General features: G+C 63.2%; 16 protein-coding genes. 7 read left to right on the top strand and 9 right to left on the bottom strand.

What is annotated here, in order from left to right; all coding sequences use genetic code 11:
• Positions 1-60: 60 nt before the first annotated feature.
• Positions 61-891 carry an oxidoreductase gene (locus ACTHQX_RS16635; protein ID WP_440159041.1) on the bottom strand — a complete coding sequence of 277 codons (831 nt, stop codon included), beginning with the start codon at positions 889-891 and terminating at the stop codon, positions 61-63.
• 166 nt (positions 892-1,057) lie between these two features.
• A complete protein-coding gene (locus ACTHQX_RS16630; protein ID WP_440159042.1) occupies positions 1,058-2,308 on the bottom strand; it encodes an Nramp family divalent metal transporter in 1,251 nt (416 codons plus the stop codon).
• Positions 2,309-2,565: 257 nt separating this feature from the next.
• Between ACTHQX_RS16630 and ACTHQX_RS16625 the strand changes: the two genes are divergently transcribed.
• On the top strand, positions 2,566-2,916 hold the full coding sequence (locus tag ACTHQX_RS16625) for a hypothetical protein (protein ID WP_440159043.1): 351 nt from the start codon (positions 2,566-2,568) through the stop codon (positions 2,914-2,916).
• A gap of 46 nt (positions 2,917-2,962) precedes the next feature.
• Here ACTHQX_RS16625 and ACTHQX_RS16620 read toward each other — a convergent pair whose 3' ends face one another.
• On the bottom strand, positions 2,963-3,202 hold the full coding sequence (locus ACTHQX_RS16620) for a hypothetical protein (protein WP_440159044.1): 240 nt from the start codon (positions 3,200-3,202) through the stop codon (positions 2,963-2,965).
• Positions 3,203-3,902: 700 nt separating this feature from the next.
• Between ACTHQX_RS16620 and ACTHQX_RS16615 the strand changes: the two genes are divergently transcribed.
• The 4 genes from ACTHQX_RS16615 (at position 3,903) to ACTHQX_RS16600 (ending at position 7,239) form a co-directional block, all read left to right on the top strand.
• Positions 3,903-4,460, top strand: coding sequence for a hypothetical protein (locus ACTHQX_RS16615; RefSeq protein WP_440159045.1), 558 nt, complete (start codon positions 3,903-3,905; stop codon positions 4,458-4,460).
• 71 nt (positions 4,461-4,531) lie between these two features.
• Positions 4,532-5,605, top strand: a complete 1,074-nt coding sequence (locus ACTHQX_RS16610; protein ID WP_440159046.1) for a DNA polymerase IV — start codon at positions 4,532-4,534, stop codon at positions 5,603-5,605.
• A 108-nt stretch (positions 5,606-5,713) separates the two neighbouring features.
• A complete protein-coding gene (locus ACTHQX_RS16605; protein WP_440159047.1) occupies positions 5,714-6,778 on the top strand; it encodes a spore photoproduct lyase family protein in 1,065 nt (354 codons plus the stop codon).
• A 119-nt stretch (positions 6,779-6,897) separates the two neighbouring features.
• Entirely contained in the window at positions 6,898-7,239 is a 342-nt protein-coding gene (locus tag ACTHQX_RS16600) for a YciI family protein (RefSeq protein ID WP_440159048.1), read from the top strand.
• Between the two features lie 134 nt (positions 7,240-7,373).
• Here the strand turns inward: ACTHQX_RS16600 and ACTHQX_RS16595 are convergent, their stop codons facing one another.
• Positions 7,374-7,565: a hypothetical protein gene (locus tag ACTHQX_RS16595; RefSeq protein WP_440159049.1), complete on the bottom strand. Its 192-nt coding sequence runs from the start codon at positions 7,563-7,565 to the stop codon at positions 7,374-7,376.
• 511 nt (positions 7,566-8,076) lie between these two features.
• Positions 8,077-8,628: a dihydrofolate reductase family protein gene (locus tag ACTHQX_RS16590; RefSeq protein ID WP_440159050.1), complete on the bottom strand. Its 552-nt coding sequence runs from the start codon at positions 8,626-8,628 to the stop codon at positions 8,077-8,079.
• A gap of 280 nt (positions 8,629-8,908) precedes the next feature.
• On the opposite strand from ACTHQX_RS16590, the gene ACTHQX_RS16585 reads away from it, so the two are divergent.
• Positions 8,909-9,055 (top strand): hypothetical protein, encoded by a 147-nt coding sequence (locus ACTHQX_RS16585; protein WP_440159051.1) that lies wholly within the window; start codon positions 8,909-8,911, stop codon positions 9,053-9,055.
• A 334-nt stretch (positions 9,056-9,389) separates the two neighbouring features.
• On the opposite strand, the gene ACTHQX_RS16580 is transcribed toward ACTHQX_RS16585, so the two are convergent.
• Positions 9,390-10,880 carry a hypothetical protein gene (locus ACTHQX_RS16580; RefSeq protein ID WP_440159052.1) on the bottom strand — a complete coding sequence of 497 codons (1,491 nt, stop codon included), beginning with the start codon at positions 10,878-10,880 and terminating at the stop codon, positions 9,390-9,392.
• Between the two features lie 476 nt (positions 10,881-11,356).
• A complete protein-coding gene (locus ACTHQX_RS16575; RefSeq protein ID WP_440159053.1) occupies positions 11,357-11,809 on the bottom strand; it encodes a DUF6278 family protein in 453 nt (150 codons plus the stop codon).
• Between the two features lie 760 nt (positions 11,810-12,569).
• Here ACTHQX_RS16575 and ACTHQX_RS16570 point away from each other — a divergent pair.
• Positions 12,570-12,839: a hypothetical protein gene (locus ACTHQX_RS16570; RefSeq protein WP_440159054.1), complete on the top strand. Its 270-nt coding sequence runs from the start codon at positions 12,570-12,572 to the stop codon at positions 12,837-12,839.
• 21 nt (positions 12,840-12,860) lie between these two features.
• Here ACTHQX_RS16570 and ACTHQX_RS16565 read toward each other — a convergent pair whose 3' ends face one another.
• Positions 12,861-13,133 (bottom strand): DNA gyrase subunit A, encoded by a 273-nt coding sequence (locus ACTHQX_RS16565; protein ID WP_440159055.1) that lies wholly within the window; start codon positions 13,131-13,133, stop codon positions 12,861-12,863.
• A 189-nt stretch (positions 13,134-13,322) separates the two neighbouring features.
• Positions 13,323-14,534, bottom strand: a complete 1,212-nt coding sequence (locus ACTHQX_RS16560; RefSeq protein ID WP_440159061.1) for a multidrug effflux MFS transporter — start codon at positions 14,532-14,534, stop codon at positions 13,323-13,325.
• Positions 14,535-14,539 lie beyond the last annotated feature (5 nt).

The following is a 14,539-nucleotide window of genomic DNA, read 5'->3' as shown; positions in this document are numbered from 1 at the left end:
TGAAGCATCGGACACGGGTGTGTGGCTGGCTGTAGAAGCACGGTGTGACCGTGCCGGATCTTATTCGTCGATGCCCGTGCTGAGGCTCAGCTCCCGCCACTGGTCCAGTTCCGCGCGCTGCGCATCGGCGACGGCGGCAAACGCACCGTATGCGTCCTGGCCGAGGACCAGCAGGGACGGCGGGGTCGGGCTTTCGACGACGGCGATGATCGCCTCCGCTGCCTTGCCGGGGTCTCCGGGCTGGGTCCCGTGGACGGTGTCGTTCTCCTTGCGGCGCTTGCCAGCCGTTTCCGCATAGTCCGGAATCGCCGTCGCCGACTGCGTGAGTGAGCGGCCGGCGAAGTCGGTGCGGAACGCGCCGGGTTCAATGGCCGTAACACTGATGCCGAGCGGCTGGAGTTCCTTGTGCAGCGAACCTGACAGTCCCTCCAGTGCCGCTTTGGTGGCGGAGTAGTAGCCGGAGCCGGCCGGCGAGATGCGCGCGCCGATGGAGGAGATGTTCAGGATCGCCCCCGCGCGCTTTGCGCGCATGTCCGGCAGGACTGCTTTGATCATGTCGACGGCGCCGAAAAGGTTCGTATCGAACAGCTGGCGGATGTCGGCGTCGTCCGCTTCTTCCACGGCAGCGCGGTAGCCGTAGCCGGCGTTATTGACGAGGACGTCGATGCCGCCGAACCGCGACTGCGCCTGCTGCACGGCCGAGCTGATCTGTTCCTTGTCGGTGACGTCGAGGGGGAGGACCAGTGCGGTGCCGGGGAAATCGGCCGCGATGTCCTTCACGGCGTTGACGTTCCGTGCGGTGACGACGGCGTTGTGGCCGCGGGCGAGCACGGTCTGGGCGAGGGCCCTGCCGAGCCCGGTGGAGCAGCCTGTGATGAGCCATGTGGTCACTGGATTTGCCTTCCGTTGGTTATGCGGGTGGGTCACGTGTCCAGAAAACCGTACTCCCGGCAGGTACGGGAGTGGCTGCTAATACGGGTAACGGCAGTGCCTCCCGCAGCAGGGCAGCGTCCCCTAGTGTTCGGCCTTCATTAATCTGCCGGCCGTCGCGGGACCGTCAGGACACACCCAGCGCGGTGAGGACGATGAGCACGCAGTTCAGGCCAACGATGAGCGTGGCGCTGGTCCAGCCCGCGATTTTCAGTGGGGTCGAATCGGTGTGGATCCCCATGACCTCGCGCTTGCCGGTGAGCCGGATCAGCGGAATCAGGGCGAACGGGATGCCAAAGCTGAGGAGCACCTGGCTCAGGACCAGGGCGAGCGTCGGTTCGATGCCGGCACCTAGAATCGCCAACGCCGGAATCAGCGTGATCACGCGGCGGGTCAGCAGAGGTATGCGGACCTTCAGCAGGCCCCCCATGATGGTGGCGCCGGCGTAGCAGCCCACGGAGGTGGAGGCCAGGCCCGAAGCGAGCAGGCCGATGGCGAACACGACGCCGATTGCCGGGCCCAGTGCTGACGTTACCGCGGCGTGCGCGCCGGCGATGGTGTCCGTCCCCTCCACGCCGCGGAGGCTGGAGGCTGCCAGCAGCAGCATGGCGATATTGACCACGCCGGCCAGCAACAGGGCGCCGGCCACGTCGAACCGGGTGGCGCGGATCAGGCGGGTCCTCACGGCAGGGTTCTCGGAGAAGCCGTGGCGGTCCCGGGCAAGGGCGGAATGCAGGTAAATGGCGTGCGGCATCACCGTGGCGCCGAGCATGCTCGCGGCGAGCAGGATGGTGTCCGTTCCTTCGAAGCGCGGCACGAGGCCGGTCAGTGCGCTGCCGGCGTCCGGCGGGTTGACGAACAGCCCGGATACGAACCCGACGGCGATCACGCCGAGCAGGATCAGAATGGCCACTTCAAATGATTTTTGGCTCCGGTTCGACTGCAGCGACAGCAGCAGCATCGACGCGAGTCCGATGATGATCCCGCTGGCCAGCAGCGGAAGCCCGAACAGCAGGTTCAGTGCGACGGCCCCGCCGATCACCTCAGCCATGTCGGTGGCTCCGGCGACGATCTCCGCCTGCGCCCAGTACGCCCGCCGGCGGCGGGTCCCCAGGCGCTTGCCCAGAATCTCGGGAAGGCTCATGCCGGTGGCCAGGCCCAGCTTGGCGGACTGGTACTGCACCAGCACAGCCATGGCATTGGCCGCCACCAGCACCCAGACCAGCAGGTAGCCGTAGTTCGCCCCGGCGGTCAGGTTCGCTGCCACGTTGCCCGGGTCGACATACGCGATGGCCGCCACGAACGCCGGACCCAGCAACAGCAGGCGCGACCACACCCGGCCCGGTGCGGTGCGCTCTGAAAGGGTCGAAACAGCCATCATCCATCCTCGTCATTGGGGGTACCGATAAGACGAGGATACCGAAATTTAGGTATACCGAAAAGTAGCCATTAGGACTACCGTGCTGGCCCTGTTGTGAGCAGCTGATTCCGGGCCATAATGACGGTGTGGCTTCCTACGTGGGGTATCGGGGATTCGCGGCCGTTGCTTGGGCCGGCGCAATGGTGGTGATTGCCGCTGCGGGGTGTGGCTCCTCCTCGGCTGGGGAACCGCCCTGCTTTCCGCCGCCATATTCGGTGAAGCCTTCAGAAGCCAGGCCGGGGGAGCCGGTAACCGTCGCGGCACCGGACGCCGACTGCGACCCCCGCTATGGTGCGAATGCCCGCATTCAGGTCACCGTTGCCGATTCCTCCGGAGCGAAAGTCGTCAACACTACTTCCGCAATGAACGACGGCGGTGGCTTTACTTACACTTTCGTCGTCCCGGTACAGACTGCTCCGGGCCAGGCGACAGTCACGGCAGTGCCGTACGACGTTGACTGGTGCGACGACACCGGAAGAAACAACCGGGTGGCCGGGGCCGCCGTCGTTCAGATGCAGCGGGCATCTTGTGTACTGCCCGTAAAGCCCCTGACCATCCGCCGGTAGCGGTCCATCGCCGCTTACGCTGCCTGATCATGAGTAAATTATGGATTCACGCGCGCTTGCCGGCCGATACCTCTGAGGCTTTGCACTTCGCCCTGATGAAGGACTGCTCCGCCTCCGAAAGCTGCAGTTCGCCGTGCTGGTCCTGGGCGACATGGCCGCCCGAGACCTGCTGAACAACGTTCGCCACGGTCCGCGGAAGAACAACGCAACCGGGGTTTTCAACGAGCCACTTCTTTGTGGCCTCATCAAGCTCATTCCACCATCGAACAATCGGCCTTTGGCCCATGAAGTGCTCCTCGGATTTGAGACCCTACATTAATTGACGCGGCCGCCGGGTTTTTGCACCTCACGGCGCCGCATTACGTGCAGAAATAGCCAAAACACACTTCGACTAGGTACTCATGCCCACCTGCCCCCATCGTGGCGCCGGCCCGTCAACACAACGCTGTCTTTGACGTACCGAAAAGAATTCACGAATTCCTAAATTGGTGATCAGTAACGAGTGTGGCCCCGATGCAGAAAGGGGTCAAGAGGCACCAGTAACGTCGTGCAACCTCGGCGACGAGGGCCCTCTTTGGTGCGCTAACCCTGTACGCGCGAAGTGACAGTGGAGTAGTTTTTTACATGCCCGGATGGCCCCGAAGCGTCCGCCAGTGAAGATGCTGCTGCCTGCCGGCACAAGGAGCGCGGGATGACACGTAGGACAACTGGCCCCCTGGCTGAATTGGGCCAGGCGGACATCGCCGCCGCGGGCGGAAAGGTGCCGCCCTGGAGGCTCTTAATGAGAACACGGCCGACGGCGCCGCCCTCCGCGCGCTGTTCGTCCGCTTGGCATGTCCGCAGCGTCGAGTGCGGAGCGGCACAGGCACGGGCATCCTGGCCGAGGGGCAGCGCGTCGTTGTGGACGGTGGCGCGGGGACGGTCTTGCCGGCTGGCGCGGACGAATAAGCGCCTGTAGTGGGTGCCGGCGCTGTCATACTTTCGCTATGAAGGTGACGGGGTGGCTTTCGCCGGACGAATTCTGGGATGAGTATGAGCGCATGGAGGAACTCGTTCGGGAGTCCTTCGGCGAATTGCCTTGCTACGGACTCGACAAGTGGTCCGGGCCAGTCGCATTAGGTGAGTGGGATCTCGGCAGCCGCCCACCCGCGGCGGTAAGCGTTGTGTTTGGTTCCAGCGAAGCGGGCCCCATGGTCCAGGTCACCACCACCAGCCAGGATCCGCGGCTGACCATTGCCCACCGACGGCTGTTTGCCGACGCCCCTCCTGCCAGCGGCGAGGACTTGTCACGGCGGCTGCGCGTGCTCACTTCGGAGCGGGGCGAGGAAGCGTCGATACCGGTCGACGGCGCGGAGGAACTGTTCGACGTATGGCCTGGCGCCGGCCGTTGGTGGGCCGCGGGCCGGCACGATGGCAACGGCCTGGTTCTGGAAGGGACGACGGGACTGGACGCAAGGGCACTGTCACTGCGTCGCGTTTCCGACATTGAGCCCTATTTGCAAGGCCGCCGTGCGCAGCTCCGCGCTGTCCGCGGTGAGCTTTAGCTGCCCGGTTCCTTGGGCGCTGCGGCCTGCAGCGAGGTGCTTGCCAGGTGTGTTTGGTGCACACTGGTGGCGTGAGCGGAATCCGGTGGGTGCTGCATGTCGATCTCGACCAGTTCATCGCGGCGGTCGAAGTGCTCCGGCGGCCGGAGCTTGCAGGCAAGCCGATCATTGTCGGCGGTCGGGGCGACCCGACGGAACGAGCTGTGGTGTCGACCGCATCCTACGAAGCAAGGGCGTTCGGCGTGGGGTCCGGAATGCCCTTGCGCATTGCGGCCCGGAAGGTGCCGGACGCTGTGATTCTCCCCGTCGATCAGGAGGCTTACCTCGCGGCGTCTGAAACGGTGATGGCTACCCTGCGCTCGCAGCCCGGCGCCACCGTGCAGGTGCTGGGTTGGGACGAAGCCTTCGTAGGCACTGAGACAGAGAATCCGGAAGCCTACGCCCGGCAGGTGCAGGCGGCAGTTCTGAAGCGAACGCAGCTCCATTGCAGCGTGGGCATCGGCGACACCCTGGTCCGAGCCAAGGTCGCCACCGGTTTCGGCAAGCCGGCCGGCGTCTTTCGTCTCACTTCCGGAAACTGGCTCGACGTCATGGGCAGTCGGCCCACCAAGGACCTATGGGGCGTCGGAACGAAAGTGTCCGGCCGGCTGGCCAAACTCGGCATCAACACAGTCGCCGAGCTCGCCGCGTCCAACCCTCAAGATCTGGTCCCGGAGTTCGGCCCCAAGATGGGTCCTTGGTACGCGGAGCTAGGACGCGGGGACGGCGCGAGTGTTGTGGACGACACCCCGTGGGTTGCCCGCGGGCATAGCCGGGAGACCACTTTCCAGCACGACCTGACCGAGCCTGCCCAGGTGGACGACGCCGTGAGGGAGCTGACAGCGCGTGTCCTTGAGGATGTTGTGGCCGAAGGACGGCCCGTGGTTGGGCTGACTCTCAAGGTTCGGTACGCGCCGTTCTTTACCAAGACCTACGGGAGAAAGATTCCCGAGACATTCGACCGGAACGAAATCCTGGCGCGGGTCCTGGACCTCGCAGCCGGAATCGAAGCAAACCGTCCCATCCGGCTCCTGGGCCTGCGGGCCGAAATGCCCTTGCCCGACGATGCCCGAACGGGACATACGCCCACGCGCGGCGGTTGGTGACGGCGTCGTTCCCTTCCTTGCCAGCGTGGATGAATTGCTTCGCGGAACTAGCGGATGCCTTGGGCTTAACTGCCAACGGCATCTTCGGCGTCTTGGGAGAATGGAACCATGGAATTCAACCGGCTGCTGCAGATCCGGCGCATCTATGCGCAAAGTGCTGCACTGGAGCTGCCCAGGGGCCACGAGATCGTCGGACGCTGGCCGGATGCCGACGTCGTGCTTGTCGACAACCACTGGAACATCCCGGAGGTGCACGGTGATGAAACGAACGTCCCTCGCTGGGCCCGGATCAAGACGGAGGCGCTGGTCCTAGGCGTCAAGAAAGCGCTGACCGTCAAGCCGAACGGCCGATCCGCCGACTTCATTGCGCCCTCAACCGCGAACGGCTGTGCCATGGCATGCGCCTACTGCTACGTACCCCGGCACAAGGGGTACAGCAACCCGGTAACTGTGTTCGCGAACATCGGCCAGATTGCCGGGGCGCTTGAACGTCACGCCACACGCCAGGGCATGAAGCTGGAGCCCAACCAGTGCGACGCTGAACTCTGGGTCTACGACATTGGTGAAAATAGCGACTGCTCCGTCGATGCGCTGATCAGCGACAACGTGGAGGACCTCGTCACGCTCTTCCGCGACCTGCCGACAGCCAAGCTGTCCTTCGCCACCAAGTACGTGAACCAGGCAATGCTCGACTGGGACCACGGCGGTCACACCAGGATCCGCTTTTCCCTCATGCCCGCGGATTTGGCCAAATCGATTGACGTTCGCACGTCGCCGGTTTCCGAACGCATGGCTGCAATCAACGACTTCGTGGAGGCTGGCTACGAGGTGCACGTGAACTTCTCGCCTGTGGTCATTACGGACACCTGGCTCAGCGATTGGGAGCAGTTGCTGCGCCAACTCGATGCCACCCTGTCAGACGCCGCGAAGGCCCAGCTCGCGGCAGAAGTCATCTTCCTGACCCACAACGAGCGGCTCCACGAGGTCAACCTAGGGTGGCATCCGCAGGCCGAGAACGTGCTGTGGCGTCCGGACCTCCAGGAATCGAAGGTGTCGTCCAACGGCTTCACTAACGTCCGGTACCGTTCAAGAGCCAAGGCGGGCTACCTGCGGCAACTGACCACGCTTATTGAGAAGATCGCGCCCTACTGCCGCATCCGCTATGCGTTTTGAGGTCGTCCAGTTGTGGTTCCTCGGCGGTGGCAACGAGCTCTAGTTCGAAGCCGTTGGAGTTTACGATGGATCGGCGAGGATGAATGCGATCCCCCGTGCTGCGAGAAGGAGTCGACGCGATGACCAAGTATCTGATCTCGTTTCCGAGTGCCGCTATGGTCTTCCCTAACGAAGACTCGCAAGCCGTTTCGGATGCGTCGCACGCGGTCGTTCAGGAGGCGAAGGACGCCGGCGTCTGGGTGTTCGGCGGCGGCATCGATGAGAGCATCCCGCCTGTCATGGTCGACGGCGATGGGACCGTGAGCGAGGGGACCTACCCGCAGACGACGCAGCTCGAAGGCGGCTACTCGGTGCTGGAGCTGCCCTCGTACGACGCCGCGTTGGAGTGGGCCGCGAGGATCGCGGTCGCCTGCCGTTGCGCGCAGGAGGTGCGCGTTTTCCAGTACGACCCCGCCAGCTAGGTCCCGGCCGGCATACTCGCGATCGCACGAATTTGTCACGGTCGACATGGGGCTCCATCACCGAGGCGATCCAGCTCGTGCCGACCCTGCGGCAGTGTTGCGGTAACAAGGCTCACAAGCCCGACGCCGGCCTTTCATCCGGGGGAGTGGCTTGCACCGCTGGAGTGGCGGCCGCTGCCCATGTGCCCGCCTAGGAAGCCCCCGGCCAACAGCAGGACCGCTCCGGCCCGCGCCAGGCCGATGCCAAGTTCTTGGTGGCTGCGTTCCCGGGCTGCCCACGAGGCGAGGTAGACGGTGGTAGCAGCGGCCTTGCTGGCCCCGTGCACAGCCGGACATTGGCAGCCGCGGGATTGGATCAGCCATAACGGCGAGCTCAGGGTAGTAGATTTCGGGCGGTGCGACTTTCGGCCCGAAGCCACGGATCTCTGTCAACTGGCCGTGCAGCAGTGCGAGTGGATCTACTCAAGGAAGCTATAGGCAAAGCAGTGTGGCACAAATGGTCGGGGACGAGGTGTTCGAGGCCAAGGGACCAGATGCTCAGCCAAGTCCTCCAGCGCTTCTAGCCGAGGACCAATGTTGCGCGGCGGAGCGAACTTGAGCCCGCCGGACCTCAGCGGCTCACCCCGCTTGAGGAACGGTGTTTGGCCCCCACTCATTGAAGACACCACCGCGCCCCGCGCGGCTCTGGCCACCAAATTGCTCCAGCGCTGCAAACGATTCTTCACCACGCGCCAACCCGACCGTAATGGCCGAACTCCATCGGTTCCTCACCGAAGGCGTCTACCCCGCGGGCTGACTGACCGTCCTGCTGCGCAGGGGCTGGCCGCGCCTGTGGAGCTAGCTCAAGCGGCGATAGCGGATGTGGGTGGCCAGCGGTGAGTGGAGGACCTCGGCGGGTTCGAAGCCGAAGGATTCAATCCCGTCGAAGATGCGCTCGCCCGAACCGAGAAGGACCGGTGCGACGTCGAGGGTGAGTTCGTCGATCACACCGGCGGTCAGTGCCTGGCGGACTGTCGAGGCCCCACCGGCGATGTCCACGCCGTTGTCCCCGGCGGCCTGACACGCTGCCGAGTAGGCTGCGTCGAAGCCCTCGGTGACGAAGTGGAAGGTCGTCCCGCCGTCCATCTCGATCGGGTCGTGTCCGTGATGGGTCAGCACGAACACCGGCGCGTGGTAAGGCGGCTCCGGGCCCCACCATCCGGTCCATTCCTCACCCCAGTTCCCGCGGATCGGGCCGAACATGTTCCGACCCATCACATACGCGCCCCGCGGGCGCATGAGCCATTCGTTCGCGACCTTGTCGGCATCGTTGCGGTCTTCGCGGCTCTGGTCCGGCCCGGCCACGAAGCCGTCCAGCGAGATCGACATGTGGCAGGTGGTGTCCGGCACCGCGAACCTCCTCAGTGATTGCGACGTGCATGCCGCAGTGTAGGAATTCTTGGGATTATAGCACGTGATGACATCCTCGCCGATCGCCTTCAGCGGCTGGTCGCCGATGGTCTCCTCCAGGTGCGCGGGCCGAACCGGTCCGCAGGGTGTGAAACTGTGACTGTGAGCATCGACATCAAAAGCCATGCTTTATCGGATCGTCGCGGAGGTGTTCCACAGAACTTCACCGTGAAAGATGGATGCGACTTCCAGTTGACGATCCTTTTGGGCATGCGTCCGCGTGGTCAGTCGGCGGCGCGAACAGGACCGCACGGCAATCATTCGTGCCACCGACGAGTGGATGGACGCTTTCATCCCCGGGCTGAACGTGCAAACCATCGTCTTCGACTACGACGACGTGGAGCAGGAAAAAGCAGACGAGCTTTGAAGACTATGCCGCGTCATGGGCGCCTACCTTCAAGGTGAAGCGCGTGTCGAACACCGGCGTCGGCTGTACAGCCCCGGTACGGTCCCAGTCGTGAGCGCCAAGGTGGACAGCCTGGAATGGCGTCTCGGCCCGCGCCATTCGGTGGCGCCCTATAAATAGGGCGCTTACAAAGTGGCAGCTGGGCTTGTGTATCAACCTGCTGGTTCACCAGGCGCAGGCCAGCCGGCAGGGCTATGGCACCTAGGGTGTTGGGTCAGTTGGGTCAGTTGGGTCATGAGCCGAACGCTTTACGGGCCGGCTTTCGACTCGACCGACAAAACCGACTTTCGGGCCGCTATTCTTCGGGAAAGGATCGGACGATCTCGGGCGGGAATGCTTCGAGCAGTTTCTTCCGGAGCTTTTTGCCGGCCGTCCACTCGTCCATGTTGAGGTCGCTGCTTCTGCCTCGTTGGTCCATCAGAGAGATGCAGCCGCAGCTGCGGTCACCGACCACGGCGATGTCGGCCAAGAAGATCGTCTTCGCTTTGCCGGAGGTCTGGGTCATCAGTCGTGTTGGAGTAAGTGTCAACGTCGTGGGGGAGGACTTGTGTCGCCACGTCGGATGCTCAGCGTCGCCTTCTGCTGCCGGCTGATGATTTTTGGCTTCGCTGTTCCGCCGCCAAATTTCATAACGATCCATCGCGAGCCCCAGGTTTTCGGCCTCTTTTTTGGAAAGCTTCACCGACTTGTCGAAGGCGACGATCAGCGAACCGATACTGGTTCTCAGGATCTTTGTGAGTTCGGCGGTGCTGATGGCTGTCGCCCGGTCGAGGAGTTCCTGTCGGTCCCGACTGCGCCGTCTGAGCAGGGTGTCGATTGCCAGTTGGTCCAGGTAGTCCTGGGGAACGTAGTCGTCCCATCCCAACTCGGCCGTCAGTGCGTGCCGTGCTGACTGTGCTGCATCCTCGCTGAACCCTGCATCTACGATGCCGCGCAGGTTGTTTACGCCTTCCTTCAGAGCCGGGATGGTGTTCTGCCGGACAGGATCAAGAATGAGATCGAGTTGGCTCCGGTCGTGATCGATCGCGGTGGTGAAGTTCTCTACCGAATAGATGATTCCGGCTGCGTGCCGAAGCCGGGTCAGGAGTTCGTAGCGCAGTGCTTCGCAGAGAAAATCTGCATCGTGTGGTGGCACCAGAAGCGACAGCGCGACGCCCTGTTTCCGGGACCTGACCAGTGTCGGAGCCGTGATGAGCGGTGGATCCTGATGATGGCTGACGGCCTTACCCGGGGGAAGACGGATGTCCAAGGCGGAGGGCACGGGGCCCGTGAAGGTGAGTGCCACATTTGCGGCGGTGAGCCAGCGGCAGGCCCATTCAGTGGTTTCCGCTTTCGTCAGACCGGCGGTGGCCGGTGCCCCGAATTGTGCGGCGCCCACGCCGCTGGGCCCGTACCGGTAGGTCAGCAGGCCAGCGGAGACGGCACTGAACTTGTGCGGGTCCTCGGTCTCGAGGACGGACTTTTCAAGGGCGATAACTTCATCTGTCACGACCTTGAATGCTGATACGGCGGCCGCGATCGCATTGAGGAAACCGGCGACATCCTCTGGCCTGCCCAAGGCGTAGAACTGGAGTGAATCGGCGGTCACGGTACCGCCGTGCACCACCGTTACGGGCTGCACCATGCGCAAAAGCACGTGCTCAACCAGATGAGTGATCCCGGCCTGCGTTGGTGGTTCATCACGCATTCCGACGCCGAATATCAACGTGCCAGTGCAGAGGCCTTCGCGGTCCAGCCAAAATGAGGTAATCCCATTGTGAGAGGTCCTGTTTACCGTCTGCATCATGGGTGACAGTCTTGCAGATCGAGCCGCTCGGTTGAGTGCCAGATGCAACGTCGGATAGGTGCCGGCTGGGAAGCGGTTCACCATCCGCGTGGGGAACGTTCAATGGGCCCGGGCCGGGCTTCTAGTTCTGCCATTCCGGTTTTGATCTAAGCAGAGTAAGAGCGTGCGTAAGCTGCTCCACTTTTCGGTCAGACACGGAGACGCCCCAGTCACGCCGAATGTAGCGCGCCGCCCGTGCGGCGACCTCTCTCGGAGAGAGTCCGTTGGCCAGCCAGGACACGGCCAAGTCCGCTTCCGTGTCATATTTGTATCCAGGGAACTCGACACCTCCGAATCCCAGACCAGCCAGGTCCGTTTCAACGAAAATGCGCCGTACCGCCCGTCGTCGCTCCTTGTCTCGTAGATTCATATCGGAAGTCTCCTTAGGTCACCACCTGAGTCCTCACAATAATCTGTCTGCCGTAATGGGGAACCTGCTACGGTTCTTGCCTGACGAGTTCGAGGACATGGGCATAGTTTTGTTCGAGGGTGGGCTCCGGGGTAGCCAGGCGCCGTAGCGCGACTCGGACGACATCGACGGCTGTGATCCTGGTGATACGAACCAGAGGGTATCCCTCCTCGACTACTTCCCAGTGGGCGCCGGGAACAGTGTGCGTGAGGAGATCTTCGTAGAACATCCCGATAGGGCGGGCAAGCTCGGCCGGAAAACCATCGTTGATGGCTTTATCAAGAGCGGGGAGGCTTTCTGCTTTGCGTGGCAGAGTTTGACCCCGTTCTTGGAAATAGCTGAGGAGTTGGTCGTATTCGCCGACGTTAGTCGGCGGGGGTACCACGGCATCCGAAGTGACTGGCTTATATTCTGCGTACCTTCTCGGCATTCCCGCTGGCAGTTTCTGCAGAGGCTCGGCCGGATCTTCGGGGATGCTCACGGGGTCATCCTAGACGCACCCCCTTTCGCCCTGGTCGGATTGCCGGGAGCCGAACGCCCAACGGGGCGCGCCGGGTCTTGGGCCCACAGCGTCGGACTTGTCAGGCTGGCCGGATAGGTTTGTTCTCGCCGTCAACGTTGCCGAACGAAGGAATCACAGTGGATCTTGAGTTTTTCGTGTAAGAGGCACGACTGGGGAACCGGGATCCGGGTCCCGAGTCGGACATGCTCATCCGAAAACTGCGTAGGCACAGCGACGAAACAATCGTCGACCAACCTCTACGAGCAGGCCCTGGAGAGCGCGTCCCGGGTGTACATGCAGTGGCAGTTCCGCCCAGAGCCCAGGGCCCTCTTTGAAGCGCAGGAGGTGACGGACGCCGGGGGGTGATCCCGCGAGACCGCAGGACCCCGACCCGACCGCGCCGCCGCTGCTGGGTCGGTATCCAGAGCCAACCCCGTACACATATGAACTGTGGCTCCGGGGCTGGTGCTTCTACCAGGTCATGGTCGGCAATGTTCCGCCACTCGAGGGACACTTCCTTGTTCACCCGGACCGGCCGGCAGTGTTTGATTACTTCTTGGGCATATCTGGCAACCGCATGCACTGGGACATTCAGGAGGCTTACGAGCGCAGCACAAGCCGCTAGATCTAGTCCATGTTTCCCCTTCGGGAACCCACTACGGGACACATCCGCCGAAATTGAGCCCCGAGGCTAGGATCAGGGCACGACGGGTTGCAACGGTCCAAAGTTGGGGGAGATATGAAGATGTTCATTCTTGCTATCACCGCGTGGGTCCTGACTGGCGTGATCGCATTACTCGGTGTGAGCGCCGGTTCCACCATTTGGTTCTACATGGAGCCAGTAGTCGATACAGTGCCTGATCCGGCAAGCTACTATGTCGCCGCCGCGGCAGGCTTCTGGGCACTATTCCTTAGCTTGGTAGTAAGTGTCGGCGTGACTGTCCACGCAGCCCGCTGCAACACCGGTGGAAAAGCCCGATCCATGGCTAATCGACTGCCGAACCAGTAATCGACGGAAAACACGAAGTCCTCAGCGGCCAACACGCAACTTTGATCTGAGTTCTTCTGCATAGGAAGCGATCGCCTGACGCTGGTCTCGGGTGAATCTTCTGGCCTGCATGTCGAGGACAAACCGGCTTCCCAGCTCTCCAACACCCAACAGCTGACCCACCCGACGCCTGGCTTCGTCCACGTTCTCTGAATCCTCAATCTCTTGGAAGACCTCGTCGCGCCGATCCATCGCCTGCACCAGAGCCTCGTGGATCATCAATTGTTCCCTCGTCTGCCGCTCATCCTCATCCATGCCGCGATTCTTGCACGACGGAAATCATTGGGGCATTGTGCCCAGTTGGGGATCGTGAGCCCAACCTGTACTGGGACCGTGTTCGACGCGACGGGGGCGAGGCCGGCTCCTGACAGTCGGATAGCTGGCCCACCAAAGCTTGAAAAAGGTCTAGCCCAAAGCGAACCCCGCTAACATGAAAAAGCCGGTTCACCCCGCCGTCGTGCGCGCCCTAATCAGCCCAAGGCATGCCACCGCCGCCGCGACGGACACCACCGTGACGATCCCGAACGGGAGGGCGTTGTCCGCCCCGCCGATCCCCACCAGCGGCGCCGCCACGCCGCCGAAGGCGAACCTTGCCAGGCCGAGCAGCGACGACGCGGTGCCGGCGATGTCCGGGTAGCCCTTCAGCGCCAGAGAGGTAGCGGGCGGGCTGGCCGCTGCCACGCCACCCACCATGGTGAAGAGGGACAGGATCACGGCAACCAGGGGCAGGTGCAGGAGCGCGGTGACGAGCAGTCCAAGGGAACCGGCAATGGCCATCGCCAGCCCGATCACCAGCGTCGCCTTCTCCGACCACCGTTCGGCCAGCCGGCCGCCAAGGAAGCCAAAAATCATGAACCCCAGCGAATTCAGGCCGAAAGCAAACGAATATCCCTGCGGGGAGAGCCCGTAAATGCCCTGGAGGACGAAAGTGGCGCCGCTGAGGTAGGCGAAGATCGCAGAGTACGTAAAGCCCGTGATCAGCACCGCCCCGACGAATACGCGGTCCGCAAGCAAGCGCTGGAAATCTTGCAGGGTATGGGCAAAACCTCCTGCCGCACGCCGCTGGACCGGAAGTGTTTCCTTGAAGATCACGAGGCAGGCAATCAAGATCGCCACGCCGACGGCCGCGAGGAAGAGGAACACCCCACGCCAGTCTGTGACGGTGGCGAGCTGGCCCCCGATGACCGGACCAACGATGGCTGCCAGCCCGCCGAGCACCGTCAGGCGGCCGTAGTAGCGGAGGAGTTTTGCGCCCTCGTACACGTCCCGCCCGGCTGCCTGCGCAATCACGATGCCCACGGCGCCGGCCAGGCCTTGGACGAACCTGGCCGCGATCAGGGTTTCAACGGTCGGGCTGACGGCACAGAGAACGGACGTCACCGTGTAGGCGGCGACGCCGATCAGCAGGGGGAGCCGGCGGCCGAAACGGTCCGACAGCGTGCCCGCAATGACCTGGCCGATGGCCAGTCCCAGCAGGCAGGCCGTGATGGTCAGCTGCGCTGTGGACGTGGAACTCCGCAGTTCCGCCGTCAGGGCTGGCAGGACGGGCAAGTACAGGTCCATGGAAATCGGACCGAAAATGGTCAGCAGGCCAAGGACAATTGCCAGTGGCCGTCCGACTGCCTGTTCGCGCGTGGTCACCGGAGCGTCGGTCACAGTCA

Source organism: Arthrobacter sp. SAFR-023, from assembly GCF_051965295.1.
Classification (GTDB): domain Bacteria; phylum Actinomycetota; class Actinomycetes; order Actinomycetales; family Micrococcaceae; genus Arthrobacter.
Note: the sequence above shows the minus strand (reverse complement) of the source record. Positions and strands in the feature narration are given on the sequence as shown.

What these genes read in the sequence shown, in the direction of transcription:
- ACTHQX_RS16630 (WP_440159042.1), bottom strand. Translation starts at nt 2,308, where the DNA reads ATGGCTGTTTCGACCCTTTCAGAGCGCACCGCACCGGGCCGGGTGTGG.
- ACTHQX_RS16620 (WP_440159044.1), bottom strand. Translation starts at nt 3,202, where the DNA reads ATGGGCCAAAGGCCGATTGTTCGATGGTGGAATGAGCTTGATGAGGCC.
- ACTHQX_RS16615 (WP_440159045.1), top strand. Translation starts at nt 3,903, where the DNA reads ATGAAGGTGACGGGGTGGCTTTCGCCGGACGAATTCTGGGATGAGTAT.
- ACTHQX_RS16605 (WP_440159047.1), top strand. Translation starts at nt 5,714, where the DNA reads ATGGAATTCAACCGGCTGCTGCAGATCCGGCGCATCTATGCGCAAAGT.
- ACTHQX_RS16600 (WP_440159048.1), top strand. Translation starts at nt 6,898, where the DNA reads ATGACCAAGTATCTGATCTCGTTTCCGAGTGCCGCTATGGTCTTCCCT.
- ACTHQX_RS16580 (WP_440159052.1), bottom strand. Translation starts at nt 10,880, where the DNA reads ATGATGCAGACGGTAAACAGGACCTCTCACAATGGGATTACCTCATTT.
- ACTHQX_RS16570 (WP_440159054.1), top strand. Translation starts at nt 12,570, where the DNA reads ATGAAGATGTTCATTCTTGCTATCACCGCGTGGGTCCTGACTGGCGTG.
- ACTHQX_RS16565 (WP_440159055.1), bottom strand. Translation starts at nt 13,133, where the DNA reads ATGGATGAGGATGAGCGGCAGACGAGGGAACAATTGATGATCCACGAG.